The organism is Shewanella sp. ANA-3 (assembly GCF_000203935.1).
Taxonomy (GTDB): Bacteria; Pseudomonadota; Gammaproteobacteria; order Enterobacterales; family Shewanellaceae; genus Shewanella.
Genome location: NC_008577.1, coordinates 4,509,005 through 4,525,652, shown reverse-complemented (window position 1 = coordinate 4,525,652; position 16,648 = coordinate 4,509,005). Strand labels below are relative to the sequence as shown.

General features: G+C 49.0%; 13 protein-coding genes. 9 read left to right on the top strand and 4 right to left on the bottom strand.

The window, feature by feature from the left end:
* The first annotated feature begins 30 nt into the window (after nucleotides 1–30).
* Complete coding sequence (gene recQ / locus SHEWANA3_RS19680; RefSeq protein WP_011718512.1) at nucleotides 31–1,854, top strand: DNA helicase RecQ; 1,824 nt, start codon at nucleotides 31–33, stop codon at nucleotides 1,852–1,854.
* Here the strand turns inward: recQ and SHEWANA3_RS19675 are convergent.
* Nucleotides 1,836–3,614, bottom strand: a complete 1,779-nt coding sequence (locus SHEWANA3_RS19675; RefSeq protein WP_011718511.1) for a diguanylate cyclase — start codon at nucleotides 3,612–3,614, stop codon at nucleotides 1,836–1,838. The two genes, recQ and SHEWANA3_RS19675, sit on opposite strands and share 19 nt — an antisense overlap.
* 496 nt (nucleotides 3,615–4,110) lie before the next feature.
* Here SHEWANA3_RS19675 and leuA point away from each other — a divergent pair, with 496 nt between their 5' ends.
* The 6 genes from leuA to glpK all read left to right on the top strand — a co-directional run bounded on the left by leuA (nucleotide 4,111) and on the right by glpK (nucleotide 12,429).
* Nucleotides 4,111–5,679: a 2-isopropylmalate synthase gene (leuA, locus tag SHEWANA3_RS19670; protein ID WP_011718510.1), complete on the top strand. Its 1,569-nt coding sequence runs from the start codon at nucleotides 4,111–4,113 to the stop codon at nucleotides 5,677–5,679.
* Between the two features lie 51 nt (nucleotides 5,680–5,730).
* On the top strand, nucleotides 5,731–6,825 hold the full coding sequence (leuB, locus tag SHEWANA3_RS19665; protein WP_011718509.1) for a 3-isopropylmalate dehydrogenase: 1,095 nt from the start codon (nucleotides 5,731–5,733) through the stop codon (nucleotides 6,823–6,825).
* Complete coding sequence (leuC, locus tag SHEWANA3_RS19660; RefSeq protein ID WP_011718508.1) at nucleotides 6,825–8,249, top strand: 3-isopropylmalate dehydratase large subunit; 1,425 nt, start codon at nucleotides 6,825–6,827, stop codon at nucleotides 8,247–8,249. The genes leuB and leuC overlap by 1 nt, the downstream gene beginning before the upstream one ends.
* Nucleotides 8,250–8,273: 24 nt before the next feature.
* Entirely contained in the window at nucleotides 8,274–8,879 is a 606-nt protein-coding gene (gene leuD / locus SHEWANA3_RS19655; RefSeq protein ID WP_011718507.1) for a 3-isopropylmalate dehydratase small subunit, read from the top strand.
* 528 nt (nucleotides 8,880–9,407) lie between these two features.
* Nucleotides 9,408–10,757 (top strand): outer membrane protein transport protein, encoded by a 1,350-nt coding sequence (locus SHEWANA3_RS19650; protein ID WP_011718506.1) that lies wholly within the window; start codon nucleotides 9,408–9,410, stop codon nucleotides 10,755–10,757.
* A gap of 187 nt (nucleotides 10,758–10,944) precedes the next feature.
* Nucleotides 10,945–12,429: a glycerol kinase GlpK gene (gene glpK / locus SHEWANA3_RS19645; protein WP_011718505.1), complete on the top strand. Its 1,485-nt coding sequence runs from the start codon at nucleotides 10,945–10,947 to the stop codon at nucleotides 12,427–12,429.
* 68 nt (nucleotides 12,430–12,497) lie between these two features.
* On the opposite strand, the gene SHEWANA3_RS19640 is transcribed toward glpK, so the two are convergent.
* From SHEWANA3_RS19640 to SHEWANA3_RS19630, 3 genes are all read right to left on the bottom strand, one after another.
* Complete coding sequence (locus SHEWANA3_RS19640; protein WP_011718504.1) at nucleotides 12,498–12,818, bottom strand: hypothetical protein; 321 nt, start codon at nucleotides 12,816–12,818, stop codon at nucleotides 12,498–12,500.
* Between the two features lie 95 nt (nucleotides 12,819–12,913).
* Entirely contained in the window at nucleotides 12,914–13,993 is a 1,080-nt protein-coding gene (locus tag SHEWANA3_RS19635) for a PepSY domain-containing protein (RefSeq protein ID WP_011718503.1), read from the bottom strand.
* Nucleotides 13,990–14,694: a hypothetical protein gene (locus SHEWANA3_RS19630; RefSeq protein ID WP_011718502.1), complete on the bottom strand. Its 705-nt coding sequence runs from the start codon at nucleotides 14,692–14,694 to the stop codon at nucleotides 13,990–13,992. Before SHEWANA3_RS19630 ends, SHEWANA3_RS19635 begins: the two co-directional genes overlap by 4 nt.
* Before the next feature lie 517 nt (nucleotides 14,695–15,211).
* Here SHEWANA3_RS19630 and mraZ point away from each other — a divergent pair.
* A complete protein-coding gene (gene mraZ / locus SHEWANA3_RS19625; protein WP_011624306.1) occupies nucleotides 15,212–15,670 on the top strand; it encodes a division/cell wall cluster transcriptional repressor MraZ in 459 nt (152 codons plus the stop codon).
* Nucleotides 15,671–15,700: 30 nt separating this feature from the next.
* On the top strand, nucleotides 15,701–16,642 hold the full coding sequence (rsmH, locus tag SHEWANA3_RS19620; RefSeq protein ID WP_011718501.1) for a 16S rRNA (cytosine(1402)-N(4))-methyltransferase RsmH: 942 nt from the start codon (nucleotides 15,701–15,703) through the stop codon (nucleotides 16,640–16,642).
* The last annotated feature ends 6 nt before the right edge of the window (nucleotides 16,643–16,648 follow it).

Genomic DNA, 16,648 nt, shown 5'->3' with positions numbered 1-16,648 from the left:
AGGCGCCCTTACTTTTTAGCTAGAAGATCCATGGAAACTCAGTTACTCGACATACATGATGATCCGCTGTCGCAACGCCTAGCGCAGGTGTTTGGCTACCGTGATTTTAGGGACGGTCAGCGCGAGGTTATCGAACGTGTATGCAGTGGTGAGGACTGCCTTGTGATCATGCCCACTGGTGGCGGTAAGAGTCTGTGTTACCAGTTGCCCGCACTGTTGATGCCTGGCATCACCATCGTGGTATCACCGCTGATTTCATTGATGAAAGATCAGGTCGACAGCCTGTTGCAGACGGGGGTCAATGCCGCCTATTTAAACTCATCGCAGCCGCGGGAGCAGAGTGTAGAGGTGCTGAGGCAGTTGCATCGAGGCGAGCTAAAACTGCTTTATGTGTCTCCTGAACGGTTACTTACTGGCGATTTTATCGAGCGCATGCGCTCCCTGCCGTTATCGATGTTTGCCATTGATGAGGCGCACTGCATCAGTCAATGGGGACACGATTTTCGTCCCGAATATGCCGCCCTTGGCCAGTTAAAGCAGCTCTTCCCCCATGTGCCCATGATGGCGCTCACCGCCACAGCGGATCAGGCGACGCGGCAAAATATTTGCGAACGCCTAGGGATTAATCCCTTTAGGTTACTATCGAGTTTCGATCGGCCTAATATTCGCTATACGGTTGCCGAAAAACTCAATGCCGCGAATCAATTACGACAGTTTTTACTGCAACAAAATGGCAGTAGCGGCATAGTCTATTGCAGCAGTCGTCGCCGTGTGGATGAGGTGGCTGAACGGCTCATCCTACAAGGGTTTCATGCAAAGGCATACCATGCGGGTATGACGCCACAAGAGCGCGGTGAAGTGCAGGATAGCTTCCTTAAAGATCAAATTGATATCGTGGTTGCCACCGTAGCCTTTGGTATGGGGATTAACAAATCTAACGTGCGCTTTGTGGTGCATTACGATATCCCTAAGAGCATCGAAGCCTATTATCAAGAAACCGGTCGAGCGGGGCGCGATGGACTCGAGGCCGAAGCCTTTATGCTGTTCGATCCTGCCGATATTGGGCGAGTGCGCCATCTTATCGAGCAGTCGGAGCCTGGGCCGCAGCAGCAGGTGGATTTCCATAAGCTCAATACCATGGCTGCATTTGCAGAGGCACAAACCTGTCGTCGCCAAGTGTTGCTGCATTACTTCGATGAGAGCGCGTTAGAGCCCTGCGGCAACTGCGATATTTGTCTCGACCCGCCTAAACGTTATAACGGCACCGAGGATGCGCAGAAGGTACTGTCTTGCATCTATCGTCTTGGGCAGCGCTTTGGTATCAATCACTTGATTGAAGTTTTGCGTGGCTCCAAGGGCGCTGCGATTGTGGATAGAGGGCACGATAAACTCAGCACTTGGGGCATAGGCAAAGACAAAAGCCATGAATATTGGTTGAGCGTTATCCGTCAGCTGATTCACTTAGGGCTTGCGAGCCAAGATATTACGCGGGGCTCGTCCATCACCTTAAACCCTTCGGCAAGGCCGATCCTTAAGGGTGAGGTGGCGCTAATGTTGGCGGAACCACGGATTCAACTGACCAACATTAAGCGCAAAGTCACTCAATCGCGGGCACCGCTGAATTACGATCGCAAACTGTTTGCGAGGCTAAAAGCCCTACGGCGTACGATTGCCGAGGAGCAGGATGTACCGCCCTATCTGGTGTTTAACGATGCGACCCTAGCGGAAATGGCGGCCATGATGCCTACCAGTCCAGGTGAAATGCTGGCGGTTAACGGCGTTGGTGAGCGCAAACTCAGCCGATTTGGCGACGATTTCCTCGATGAAATTGCCGCCTATTTAGCGGGAGAATAATCGCTTTGTGGGTCGCTCCCCTTGAGTTTACCTAATTGATTGATGCTCGCGCGCTTAACCAAAGAATCCAAAGTATCAAACTGTTGCATCACAGCAACGCCAATATTCACCTTACTTGTTCCTTGTAAGGTTTGGATGGTGGGGGTGATTTGACCGACGACTTTCTGCGCGCCCACGGCAGAGGTATAGGGTAGCACTATGACTATCTCATCTATCGAATAGCGTAATAGTTTGTCCTGCTCACGTAGCTTGTCTTGTAACTTATCCATTAGCGCAGGCAGATCGACTTGGCGAATTTGGCTGGCATTGAGCAGCAACAGCGACAATGGATAATCGCCTTGCTTAGCGCTGTGAAGTGTCAACTCGAGTAGTTGTTGTGGTGGCAGATTTTGGCTGTCTGATTCAGCTGATGGTGCACGATTATTTTGTTTATCAATGAAATACCAAATGGCACCACCTAAAAAAGCCATGGCGACTAAAAATAGCGTGCTATAGGCCCAATCGATATTGAGCTCTTTCAGTACCGAGTTGTGAGTTGGCTGATTCTCCTTGCTCGCCAGTTGTAGTCCTTGCTGATTTAATCTGGCCTTAAATTGCAGGATACGGGTGTTATTCATCGACTCGTTAGCAAGTTCTGTGGCATCGAAACGTTTTTGCAAATACTCGTAGGCAAGTTTGTAGTTGTCGTGGGTTTGATAATAATCGCTCAAAATGCCATAAAACCATTTTAGATCAGAGTATTGCTTTAATGACTCTCCCTGCTCTATGGCGGAGTTCATAAGGGCTAACGCCGCTTCATCTCGATGTTGAGCAAACCGGATCTGTGCCAATAAACGGGTCGAGCGCATCATCGCTGCCCGTTGGTTTTGCAGCTTAAAAGTGTTCATGGCAATGGAGATGTATTCTTCGGCAGTGTCCATTCGTCCCTTATCGAGGGCGATTGAAGCCAAAACGGCATAACTATAAGCCAGTTCTAAGGGAGAGCCGATTTCAGGTAACAAGGCTTTTGCCTGTTTCTCAAGTTGGTCACTGTATTCTCTATCTTGATTATCTAACGCGAGACGCGATGCGTTTAGTAATAATACATGCCGTGCCTTCCCCTTAGCGTCGGGACTGTTGAGTGCCAAATTGGTGTAATACATGGCTTGGGGTAAGTCATGGGTTGCGTAGAGCAAACTGCCCATAGCGGCATAGACATAGGCCTGCGGCGGCCACACCCAATTTTGTGTCTGGGTATGAATATCGGGATAGATGTCGATAGCGATGCGTAAATCTTCGATGGCGGAGGAAAAGTTATCCGTGTTGGTATCCAGTTGCCCCCTTAACCGCAGTGCATCGATTAAGGCTTGAGGTTGCTGATAACGTCTCGCGAGGGTAATCGCTGAATCGAGCAAGGGTAAGGCATCTTGGACATTATCATAATTGAGATAGGCATCGGCCTGACAATTCAAAAAGTAGGGACGTGCCTGATCGAGTTTTAGCTGTTTGGCACTGGCCTCGCCCATCTGGGCAAGGTTGATTGCTGCTTCATTTTCCCCTAATTGCAACAAGTTCTGGCACTTGAGCATACTGAGGCGAAGCCTATCAATATCACTAGAGTTATCAGCGGTTTGTTGTTTCTCTAGTGTGCTAATTTGCGTCAAAGCCTTGGTCGGATACTGATAAATCAGTTCTGCAAGTGCATCGAGTTGGTCGTTAGCACTGACCCCAAAAGGGAATAGCCATAACCACAGGCTAAGCGCTAAGACGCGAAAATCCATTTTTTGCTCCATACCATGCATTAATTCTAATATCCGTAACCGCGGGCGAGGATTATAACGTGTCTCAAGGCTTTTTTGCATAAAAAATGATTTTTTTGTTCAAATTTTGACTTGAGCCATTTTGTGGATTTTTCTCTACTGACAAGGGATTAACGAGAGTCTTGTCGAGTGAATATGGGTAAATTTTGCTATTTTGCAGCAAATAACTCGAAGAACATGAAAAAAATTGGGGTTGACACACTTAAGCAAGCGAGTTAAATATTAACCGTCCTTATTTTGAGTTAATAGAATAAATATTTAATTTAAATGAATAGAATTAGCAGCAAACTCGACCTCCTCCTTCTCTCTCTCGCGCCACAAACGCGGAGGTCTTAGTGTTGCTCGCTCGATAGATAGGCAAAACACTCATAAACCCCGCACCAATGTTGCGGGGTTTTTTGTATCTGAATACGGCAAAAGTTAAATAATGAACGGTGACGTTCCATGGAGAAGCGAGATGTCTAACAGAGTAATTATATTTGATACCACCTTACGTGATGGCGAGCAGGCGTTAGCGGCAAGCCTGTCGGTCAAAGAAAAGTTACAGATCGCCATGGCGTTAGAACGTCTCGGTGTAGATGTAATGGAAGTCGGGTTTCCCGTGTCTTCCCCCGGTGACTTTGAGTCGGTGCAGACTATTGCCCGTACCATCAAAAATAGCCGTGTGTGCGCCTTATCCCGCGCCTTGGAAAAAGATATCGATGCCGCCGCCCAAGCATTATCGGTTGCCGAACAGTTCCGTATTCATACCTTTATCTCCACCTCGACTATCCATGTGGAGAGCAAGTTAAAGCGCTCATTCGAGCAAGTGTTGGAGATGGCGGTGGGCGCGGTGAAATATGCCCGCAGGTTTACCGATGATGTAGAGTTTTCCTGCGAAGATGCGGGACGCACACCAATCGACAACCTGTGCCGTATGGTAGAAGCGGCGATTCACGCAGGGGCTCGTACCATCAATATCCCTGATACCGTGGGTTACACAGTGCCAAGCGAGTTTGGGGGTATTATTCAAACCTTGTTTAATCGCGTACCGAATATCGACCAAGCCATTATCTCGGTTCACTGCCATGATGACTTAGGCATGTCGGTGGCCAATTCGATTACCGCCGTGCAGCATGGTGCCCGCCAAATCGAATGTACCATGAACGGCATTGGTGAGCGTGCGGGTAACTGCTCCCTAGAAGAAATCGCCATGATCTTAGCGACGCGTAAGAATCTGTTGGGAGTTGAAACTGGGATCAATGCCAAGGAGATCCACCGTACGTCGAATCTGGTCAGCCAGTTGTGCAATATGCCGATTCAGTCGAATAAGGCGATTGTGGGCGCGAATGCCTTTACCCACTCTTCGGGGATTCACCAAGATGGCATGTTAAAAGCGCAAAACACCTATGAAATCATGACGCCAGAGAGCATCGGCCTAAACCGTAACAACCTGAATATGACCTCGCGCTCAGGTCGCCATGTGATTAAGCATCGCATGGAGGAAATGGGCTACAGCGAGCAGGATTTCAATCTGGATGCCCTGTACGAACAGTTTTTACATTTGGCCGATAAAAAGGGTCAAGTCTTCGATTACGACTTAGAAGCCTTAGCCTTTATGGAAGCGCAAGCGGCGGAAGATAACTTCTATCAATTACAGCAGTTAGTGGTGCAATCCGACTCCACCGAAGGCGTGGCCACGGCTACTGTACGCATCGATGTCGGCGGAGAAATTAAAACCGAAGCTGCGACCGGTAATGGTCCCGTCGATGCCGCCTATAACGCCATTGCCCGTGCGACGGACCGTCGTATCGATATCATCAGTTACAAATTGGGCGCTAAGGGTGAGGGGCAAAATGCCCTGGGCCAAGTCGACATTACCGCGGTTTACCATGAACAAAATTTTCACGGTGTTGGGTTAGCTACCGATGTGGTTGAGGCATCAGCCCGTGCGTTAGTGCATGTGATGAACCTGACGTGCCGTGCCGATAAGGTCGCAGATTACAAACAGAATATGCATAAAAACAGAGAGCTGGGTGGCGTATAAACCAAGCAATATCGAGCATAAAGTTTTCACATTGAAGGAGTGAGCGGGCGTATGAGTTATCAAATTGCAGTATTAGCCGGGGATGGTATTGGGCCAGAAGTGATGGCCGAGGCGCGTAAGGTGTTAAAGGCGGTTGAGGCACGTTTTGGTCTTAACATTGAATACTCTGAATATGATGTCGGCGGTATCGCCATCGACAATCACGGTTGTCCATTGCCTGAAGCAACACTGAAAGGTTGTGAGGCGGCCGATGCCATTCTATTCGGTTCAGTCGGTGGCCCTAAATGGGAAAAACTACCGCCCAATGAACAGCCAGAGCGTGGTGCATTATTGCCATTACGTGGTCACTTCGAACTGTTTTGTAACCTGCGCCCGGCGAAATTGCATGATGGTTTAGAGCATATGTCACCGCTGCGCAGCGATATTTCTGCTAGAGGTTTCGATGTTCTTTGCGTGCGTGAGTTAACGGGTGGGATCTATTTTGGTAAGCCTAAGGGGCGCCAAGGTGAAGGTGAGAGCGAAGAAGCCTTTGATACCATGCGTTACAGCCGCCGCGAGATTGCCCGTATTGCGCGTATTGCTTTTGAAGCCGCCCGCGGTCGCCGTAAAAAAGTCACTTCGGTCGACAAGGCAAACGTCTTAGCTTGCTCGGTACTGTGGCGCCAAGTAGTAGAAGAAGTGGCGGTGGATTTCCCCGATGTTGAGTTGGAACACATCTATATCGACAACGCGACTATGCAGTTGCTGCGCCGTCCCGATGAGTTTGACGTTATGCTGTGCTCTAACTTGTTTGGCGATATTTTATCGGACGAAATCGCCATGCTGACCGGCTCCATGGGTTTGTTGTCTTCGGCGAGTATGAATAGCACTGGCTTTGGTTTGTTTGAACCCGCTGGTGGCAGTGCGCCGGATATCGCGGGGAAAGGTATTGCTAACCCGATTGCACAAATTCTGTCGGCTGCACTGATGCTGCGTCACAGCTTAAAGCAAGAAGAAGCGGCGAGTGCCATTGAGCGCGCCGTGAGCAAGGCGCTGAATTCTGGCTATTTAACCGGTGAGCTATTAAGTAGCGACCAACGCCATAAGGCCAAATCGACAGTCGAAATGGGCAACTTTATCGCCGATGCAGTTAAGGCAGGTGTGTAATGACGACTCCTTCAACATCAAACGCTCCGAAAACCCTGTATCAAAAGGTGTGGGATGCCCACGTTGTGGCAACCCCAGAGGGCGAAGCGCCGATCATTTATGTCGACAGACATTTGGTTCACGAAGTGACATCACCCCAAGCCTTTAGTGGCTTAAAAGTGGCGGGGCGTAAGTTACGTGCTCCAGAGAAAACCTTCGCGACCATGGATCACAACACTTCGACGCGCAGTGCTAGCTTAGATGCTTTAAGCCCTATGGCGCGCACTCAGGTCGAGACCTTGGCGCAAAACTGCAAAGACTTCGGTGTGCGCTTATATGACATTCACCATCCTAATCAAGGGATTGTGCATGTGATGGGGCCTGAGCTTGGGATTACCTTACCCGGCACTGTCATTGTGTGTGGTGATTCCCATACGGCGACTCATGGTGCATTTGGCGCCTTGGCTTTCGGTATTGGCACTTCCGAGGTTGAGCATGTGCTGGCGACGCAAACCCTGCGACAATTAAAAGCTAAGACCATGAAAATCGAAGTCCGTGGTCAGGTCACCGATGGCGTCACTGCTAAAGATATCGTATTGGCGATTATCGGTAAGATTGGTATGGATGGCGGCACTGGCTATGTGGTTGAGTTTTGTGGTGAGGCCATTGAAGCGCTGTCGATGGAAGGGCGCATGACTGTCTGCAATATGGCGATTGAAATGGGCGCTAAGGCGGGCATGGTCGCGCCGGATCAAACCACTTTCGATTACCTAGAAGGCCGTGAGTTTGCACCAAAGGGCGAAGATTGGGCAGAGGCCGTCGCCGCCTGGAAGGCGCTGAAAACCGATGTCGGCGCTGAGTTTGATGCCACCGTCGTGTTGGATGCGGCCAATATCGCGCCGCAATTGACTTGGGGCACCAACCCCGGACAAGTGGTTGCCATCGATGCGCCCGTGCCGAATCCTGCCGATGAGGCGAATCCGACGATTCGCGCTAGCATGGAAAAAGCGCTGGACTATATCGGCTTAACCGCTGGCACGCCGATGACAGACGTCGCGATTAACAAAGTCTTTATTGGTTCTTGCACTAACTCGCGGATTGAAGATTTACGCAGCGCGGCGAAACAGGCCAAAGGGCGTAAAGTGGCTTCGGGCGTTACGGCAATCGTAGTACCGGGCTCTGGCCAAGTGAAGGCACAGGCCGAGGCCGAAGGGCTAGATAAAATTTTTATCGAGGCTGGATTCGAATGGCGTTTACCGGGCTGTTCTATGTGTTTGGCGATGAACGACGACAGATTAGAAGCGGGCGATCGCTGCGCCTCGACCAGTAACCGTAACTTCGAGGGGCGCCAAGGTCGTGGTAGCCGTACCCATTTGGTGAGTCCAGCGATGGCGGCAGCGGCGGCGATCGCGGGGCATTTTGTCGATATCCGTAAACCTTACTAACCGTAATCCCAAGAGGAGAAGTTAATGCAACCTTTTACTAGCCATACCGGGCTTGCGGTCATGATCGACAGCGCCAATATCGATACCGATCAAATTATCCCGAAGCAATTTTTATCTAAGGTGACACGGGATGGATTCGGTGTGCATTTATTCCACGACTGGCGTTATCTCGATGATGCCGGGGAAGTGCCTAATCCTGATTTTACTCTAAACAAACCTCGCTATAGCGGTGCGTCGATTCTGCTGGCACAGGAAAACTTTGGCTGTGGCTCCAGCCGTGAACACGCCCCATGGGCACTGGCGGATTTTGGCCTGCGCGCCATTATCGCTCCGAGCTTTGCCGATATTTTTTATGGAAACTCCATCAATAACGGTTTGTTGCCAGTGAAGCTGAGCGCGAATGAAGTGCGTCAGTTAATGGATGAGGTGGCGAGCGAAGAAGGCGCACAAATCACCGTGGACTTAACGACTTGTAAGGTGACATCGCCTTTGGGAGCTGAGTTTAGCTTTACGTTGGCCGAGTCGGCGCGGCATAAATTGCTGAATGGTTTAGATGCCATTGGCTTGACCTTGTCCCACGGAATTCAGATAGGCGAGTACGAATCACAAATCCCAAGCTGGCGATGCTAAGCATTCGGCGAACACTTGTACCTTAATGGATGTTAATCTTAAACGCCTAGTTCGAAAACTAGGCGTTTTTATTATCTACACTTAATCGCTTAAGTCTAATTTATTGTATTTATTGATTTAAAGTGAAGGCATTCTTTCCTGTATCGCAATCAAAATGAGCGCTAGTGATTTATGCTGAATTTTAATGGGTAAAATGGCTTACAAGTGTTTATAGGTTTTTCTTCTGTTAATGCATTGTTTATAAATCAATTTAATCATCGATGTAGTAACGTTGAAAAATGTTTTCAGCAAATGATGCTTCGCGTTTTCACTTATTATTCTTGTTTTAAAAGTGATTTATCTCACTAAAAATATTGAATGTCTTTTAATGGCTAGTTTTTTTGTCTGTTTTATTCCCGCTTGTTGCAAACATCTTCTGCATCGGTAAACTGCCTCGCATTCAATCTGGAGTGTTTGCTCTATTTTGTGTGAACGCCATTGTGACCAGGTTACTGGCACAGATAACAATAATATTTTCTGAGAATAACAATGCAAAAACGTCTTCTGACTTTGGCTGTGACTGCGGCCTTATTAAGCACAACGACTCAAGTCCAAGCAGCGGGTTTCCAACTGGCTGAATACTCAGCGACTGGCTTAGGCCGCGCCTTCGCCGGTGAAGCCGCGATTGCCGATAACGCTTCAGTACAAGGCCGCAACCCAGCGATGCTGACCTATTTAGAAGGTCGTCAGCTGTCTGCTGGTGGTATCTATGTGATGCCTAACGTGGATGTTAAAGGTGATGTGAGCTTAAGCTCTCCATTACTGGGCCCAAATCCCGTTGAAATGAAAGGCGGCGATGCCTTAGATGTGGCCGATGATGCATTAGTGCCTAACTTCTATTATTCCAACCAGTTAAACGACCAATGGACTTGGGGTCTGGCGGTTAACTCAAACTATGGTCTGTCAACCGAGTTACCTAAAACCCACGCCGCGGCGATTTTCGGTAATAAAACTGCGGTGACCACTGTTGAGTTTAACCCTAACATCGCTTACCGCGTAAATGATGCTGTCAGCGTCGGTGGTGGTGTACGTATCGTTTACGGTGAAGGTGAAATCGGTGCCTCGTTACCGGGTTGGGTCGATCGCATTAAGCCCGCATTACCAGCACAAGTGTCTGCCATGCTACCGCCGGGTGGTACTGAGCTGAAAAGCATGAAAGGCGACGACATTGGCTACGGCTGGCAATTAGGCACGAGCTGGCAGATTAATCCTGCACACCGTGTCGGTCTGGCCTATCACAGCGGCGTAAAGCTTGATTTAGAAGGTCATGCATCAGGTGTGATTTACGATGGCGGCCAGAATCTGTCAATTGAAGGTTACATTCCGCTCGAACTGCCTGCATTTGCCGAGCTGTCCTCCTATCACCAATTAACGGATAACTGGGCAATGCACGCCAGCGTTAACTGGACCGATTGGAGCGTATTCGATCAGTTAGTGGCTTACTTCCCTGGTGAAGTTAAGCCAAAGGGTGACTTAGAGTCTGACTTAGTCAAAGAAGAGCACTTTGAAGATAACTGGCGCTTTGCCTTAGGTACCACCTATCAAGTCAGCAATGAATGGTTAGTACGCGCGGGTGTGGCCTTAGATAAAACGGCGGCCACTAATGAATGGCGTACTACGACTATCCCTGACTCTGACCGTCTGTGGTTCTCTGTTGGTGCGGGCTATCAGGCAACTAAAAACCTGAATGTTGATTTTGCACTGACCTATATCCGTGCCACAGGTGATGCGCCAATCAACGAACAGCAAAATCTGCTTAACCTTGCTACAGTGAGTTTCAACGGTGAAGCGAGTGGTGATGTTTGGTTAGCCGGTATCCAAATGAGCTACAAGATGTAATCATCTAGCTGATGAAAAAGCCCTGAATCTTCAGGGCTTTTTTGTGCCTAAAATAACGTGGCTTGATGTGCATTTGCCAGATGTTGGCTAGTCATGGCCGCCAATTGCGAATATATTCAGAGCATAATCAATGAGTCATTAAGAATCTGCCGATTTGAATATGGCAGAGGACAAATAGGATAGTCGTGTGCAGAAAAAATACGTAGTGGCGTTAGACCAAGGCACAACCAGCTCAAGGGCGATTGTGTTTGACCACGATGCCAATATTGTCAGCGTCTCGCAGCGGGAGTTTACTCAGCTTTACCCAAACCCCGGCTGGGTGGAGCATGATCCCATGGAGATCTGGGCGAGCCAAAGTTCGGTGTTGATCGAATCCCTTGCCAGAGCGGGCATTCACAGCGATGAAGTGGCAGCCATTGGTATCACCAATCAGCGCGAAACCACCATTATCTGGGAAAAGGACACAGGCAAGCCCGTTTATAACGCCATTGTGTGGCAGTGTCGTCGCAGCTCAGAGATCTGCGAGCAACTCAAGGCCCAAGGCTTAGAAGATTATGTGCGAGAGAATACGGGACTGCTGCTCGACCCTTATTTTTCAGGCACTAAGATCAAATGGATCCTCGATAATGTGCCGGATGCGCGTGCGAAGGCCAAACGAGGCGAACTCTTATTCGGCACGGTCGATACTTGGTTGCTGTGGAAACTCACCGAAGGCAAAGTACATGTGACCGACCCCACCAATGCTGCCCGTACGCTGCTGTTTAATATCCATAGCCTGAGCTGGGATACTAAACTGCTCGAAGCACTCGATATTCCTGCGGCCATGCTGCCTGAGGTGAAACCCTCCTGCAGTGTCTATGGCACAACCCGTATTGCCGGTGAGGGCAGCGAAATTCCACTCGCGGGGATCGCGGGTGACCAACAGGCGGCACTCTTTGGTCAGCTTTGTGTCGAGCCGGGAATGGCTAAAAACACTTATGGCACTGGCTGCTTTTTATTAATGAATACAGGCAATAAAGCCGTACGTTCATCCCATGGGTTATTAACCACAGTGGCGGTAGGCGCTCAAGGTGAAGTGAATTATGCCCTTGAAGGCTCAGTGTTTATGGGCGGCGCGACCATACAATGGTTGCGGGATGAGCTGGGGCTTATTCGCGATGCCAGCGATACCGAATATTTTGCCTCTAAAGTCGCGGATACCAATGGGGTGTATTTAGTGCCAGCTTTTGTTGGGCTTGGCGCTCCCTATTGGGATCCTAATGCCCGTGGCGCACTGTTTGGGTTAACGCGCGGCGCTAACCGTAATCATATTATCCGTGCGGCATTAGAGTCGATTGCCTACCAGAGTAAGGATTTACTCGATGCCATGATTAAGGACAGTGGTGAGCGGCTTAAATCCCTTAAGGTGGATGGTGGTGCGGTTGCTAATGACTTCCTCATGCAATTTCAAGCGGATATCACCGACGTTGAAGTTTTAAGACCGAGTGTGTGTGAGACTACCGCGCTTGGCGCAGCCTTTTTAGCGGGACTGGCGGTTGGCTTTTGGACCTCAGTGACCGAACTTAAGTATAAGGCCTGTATCGATAAACACTTCAAACCGAATATTGATGCGAGTCAAAGGGAGCGGTTATATGCGGGCTGGCAAGATGCGGTGGCGAGAACCCGTTCTTAGTTTCTTTTAGGTTTGAAACACATAAGGCGCACCCTTAGGTTGCGCCTTATTCATTTAATCGCAGTAAGTTAAACTTCGATATCGATGATGTGTTTGCTGGGCGATTGTGCTGTTTCAGCTAAATCGTCAGTGACTTCGAGCACCACTCCCTCTTTTAAGTCTTGTTGTTTGTCCGATGCGCGGCGTTTTTTATTGCGACTGGCGTTGTTATTTTTGCGTCTTTCCCTGACTTTCACATCTAAGGTGGGCGGTAATTGCGACTGCGGGGTTTCATGGCTATCGGGCGCATTGGCGGTCGCACCGCTAACCTGATCGACGACCCGTTTGGGGGTAAATACGGGTTTTGCTGGCTGTGCCAGCATAGCGTAAAGACTGTCCAATCCACTCATAGCGCCTCCTTAATTGATGACCTCTTAGCTGCTTATCGGCCGGAGTTGCTCAATATTTAGACTATACGCCGATTTAAGCCTGTGCGCGATACTCTCTAGCGCTCGGACTGTGGCCAATATCTGTGCTGGGCTTTAGTGACTAATTCTAGTTTGCCAGGATGTGCTTCGTGTTGGCAGCTTAGGCGAATGCCTTGTGCTAGCTCAGTGGCGGTGAGTTTATCCAGATCATAATCATTGGGGCTGGGCGGTTGCTCGACAAACCTGAGTTTACACAGACCGCAGCGTCCGCCACCGCCGCATTGGGTTCTTAATCTTTCACGCCCTCGATTAATGCTTTCTAAATAAGTGCCATTGAGATCGGTAAACTCCGCCAGTGGTTGAGCGTCTTGAGTAAAAAGTTCCAGTTTTCCTATGGCGGTTGTGCGCCTCAAGAATGGCAGCGATAACTGACCTTGATGGAATTTATGCCCAAGGATGTAAATCCCCGAAAGACCTAAAAACAGCGCAGCAATGCTGACAACTTGTACCAATAAGTGATTAAAACCAATGCCATTATCGGGAGCATAGTCCATAAAATGCAGCATAAAGAGTAGATCCTTGAGATCCGATTGACGATTTTGGTGGGCAAGAACCGCACCCGAGGCGGTATCGATATAAATTCGCGTTCCGACTTCATCTGCGGCTGTTAGCATGGCAACTGGGCCACTGGCATCGAATGGTGTTTCGCGGGTGAGGATTTGCGGTGCGCTGAGTTCACCTGAGCCCGAGTAGCTCTGTTTGGCAATCGCGACTATCTCAGCATCGTTCAAGGATAGCGGCTTTAGTGAGTCCGCCCAAAACCAGCGAGTTTGCTGAGTTGTAGCGAGGGCATACACGGCGCGTTCGAGCACTGAGGTTAGCTTAAGTTCGATAATGCCTTCTGCTTGATATTGTTGCAGTAGGTTTTCCGTGGGGGCGAGTGCAGTAGCGGGACTCGCCGTTTTATGAGTAGTGCGATATGGGTTAGCGTCCAAAAACCTCTCGTCAATTAGGTTAAAGGCAAGTCCTGTCACGACCCAAATCAATAATTGCAGGCCAACGATAAGTCCGAGCCATTTATGTAAGGTTTGTAGCAGCAAGCTAATAGGAAGCTTGCTGCCAGCGGTGCTGGTATGGCTCAGAGTCGAGAAGCTCATACTGGCTCCTCACGATTTTTGTTTTGAAAACTGATATAGGTTAAGGCGATACCAAAGAGTGCGGTCAACAGGGCGAGGCTAGTCATTAGCGTAAGTAACGGATTATGCACATTCTCTCGCGTCTTGTAGTCCATTATGTGCAGCATCCACATCAGATCGAAGAGTCGCCAATAATCATGGCGCGCGCTGACCACTTGTCCTGTGACTGCCGAGATATAGAGTGTCGAGTGCATGGCATCGTCTAACGTCAGCTGCCAAACGGGGAGCACGCGGGCAGGGATTTCACTCGGAGCGTTCTGCTCAATGAATGTCGAGCCGATAAATTTAGCCTGACCCGTATAGACTCGCTGCGCAGCCTCGAGCGCCTGCTGTTTATCTAGCAGTGGTAATACTTCGCCCGTCTCACTGCTAAAGCGTTGTAATTTTCCCGCGATATTGGCGCGATAGTAGAGTGTGCCTTGATTCGCATACAGGCTGATATCCGTCGCATCGGGATGTGCATTAGTAAAGTCTGTAAAGCTATAGGCGGGCGCATCCACTTGGAATATCGCCGTACTTGCCTTATCTACCAATGGTTTGCCGCGAATAAACTCTATATCCATCAGCACCATGTAGGCACCCGTTCCTAGCCAGATCAGCAATTGAATGGCGGTTATCAATGCAAACCACTTGTGGCAGGTACGGATCTTAGTCGCTGTCATAACGTTATTCTTTGAGTTTATCCTGCGGGAGTTTTGATCTTCCTCGCAATCGTGAAATAAAAGCCTTCCTAAATTGCAGAATAAATCCGCAATCAAAAATAATATTTCAGCGATTTATGCTAGAAGTTGATGCTCTATAAGCTTATGCGAATGTAAAAATTGAGTCTATTTTGTTGTGCTTTGTGAGTCTAGTGTGATTTGTCTAACGGGAAAATCCCACATTTAGCGAAACGTTATGGCAAATATTGCATTGCAACTGCCTGAAAGCAAAAGGCTGCTGCTTTTTTGTTCGCATTTTATTCCTGCGCTTTCCATCGTTTAGCTGATTTTTCGCTGATCTTTTTGTCAAAACTTTGTCGCTAAGTTATGGGCTCAACATGCTGCTAACCCGCTTGCCGACTGGCTTTATAAAAGGATCCCATCCCTTGACAATGCTTGTCTACTATCCCTAAACTTAGCATTTGTGGGAAATAGTGGATATTTGTGGATCAAAAATCAAAGGATAGGATGAATTAGCGTGTTTCGTGGAGCCAGTGCTATCAACTTAGATACAAAGGGACGGATCGCTATTCCAGTGCGATACCGCGAACCTTTGCAGCTAGAGCACCAAGGCCGCATCGTCATCACAGTCGATATTCAATCTGCGTGTTTACTCCTTTATCCCATCCACGAGTGGGAATTGATCGAAGCTAAGCTACTCAAGCTTTCAGATACCGACAAAACCCAACGATCCCTTAAGCGCATGTTGCTGGGTTATGCCCATGAGGTCGAACTCGATGGCAACGGGCGCATATTACTGCCACCACCGCTAAGGCAATACGCCAATTTAGACAAGCGCATCATGCTGGTGGGACAGTTAAACAAGTTTGAGCTGTGGGATGAGCAAGCTTGGCTGCAGCAAATTGATGAGTGTCAGGAAACGATTCGAAGCGAGGAGCTCGCGAATAACGAGCGTCTGGCGGATTTTTCACTCTAACGAGTCGCATAACTAAATAAGAAGAGAGTAATGAGTCAAGAATTTGCCCATTTATCCGTTCTGCTCGAAGAAACGGTCGGCGGTTTGAACATCAAAGACGATGGCATCTATATCGATGGCACGTTCGGCCGCGGTGGTCATTCAAGACAAGTACTGCAAAGACTGGGTGAAAACGGACGTCTGATTGCGATCGATCGTGACCCTCAGGCCATTGAAGCTGCAAAACAATTTGCCGATGATCCCCGTTTTCAAATCGTACATGGTGGTTTTGGCCAGTTAGCAGATTACGTCGAAGAGCTTGGTCTGGTTGGCAAAATTGATGGCGTGTTACTCGACTTAGGCGTGTCTTCACCGCAGCTCGATGATGCAGAACGTGGATTTAGTTTCCTGCGCGACGGTCCGCTCGATATGCGCATGGACAATAGCCAAGGCGAAACTGCGGCCCAGTGGTTAGCGCGCGCCGAAATTGAAGACATGGCCTGGGTATTTAAAACCTATGGCGAAGAGAAAAATGCTCGCCATATTGCCCGCTGTATTGCGGCTGACCGCGATAAAACCCCGTTTTTACGTACCAAAGATTTAGCCGATTTGATTGCGCGGATCACCAAAAATAAAGAGCGTAATAAACACCCTGCAACTCGGGTGTTTCAGGCGATCCGTATCTATATCAACAGTGAATTAGATCAAATTGATCAAGCGCTTGAAGGTGCATTAACCATACTGGCGCCGCAGGGACGTTTATCGATAATCAGCTTCCACTCACTGGAAGATCGCATCGTAAAACGTTTTATTCGTCGCCATAGCCAAGGTGAGAGCGTGCCCCACGGCCTGCCAATCACCGAAGATCAAATTAACAAGTCGCGTAAACTGCGCGCCATAGGTAAGGCGATTATGCCTTCCGATGAGGAAATTGAACGCAATGCCAGAGCGCGCAGCTCAGTGTTACGCATTGCCGAGCGATTAGATTACTAGAGGGCA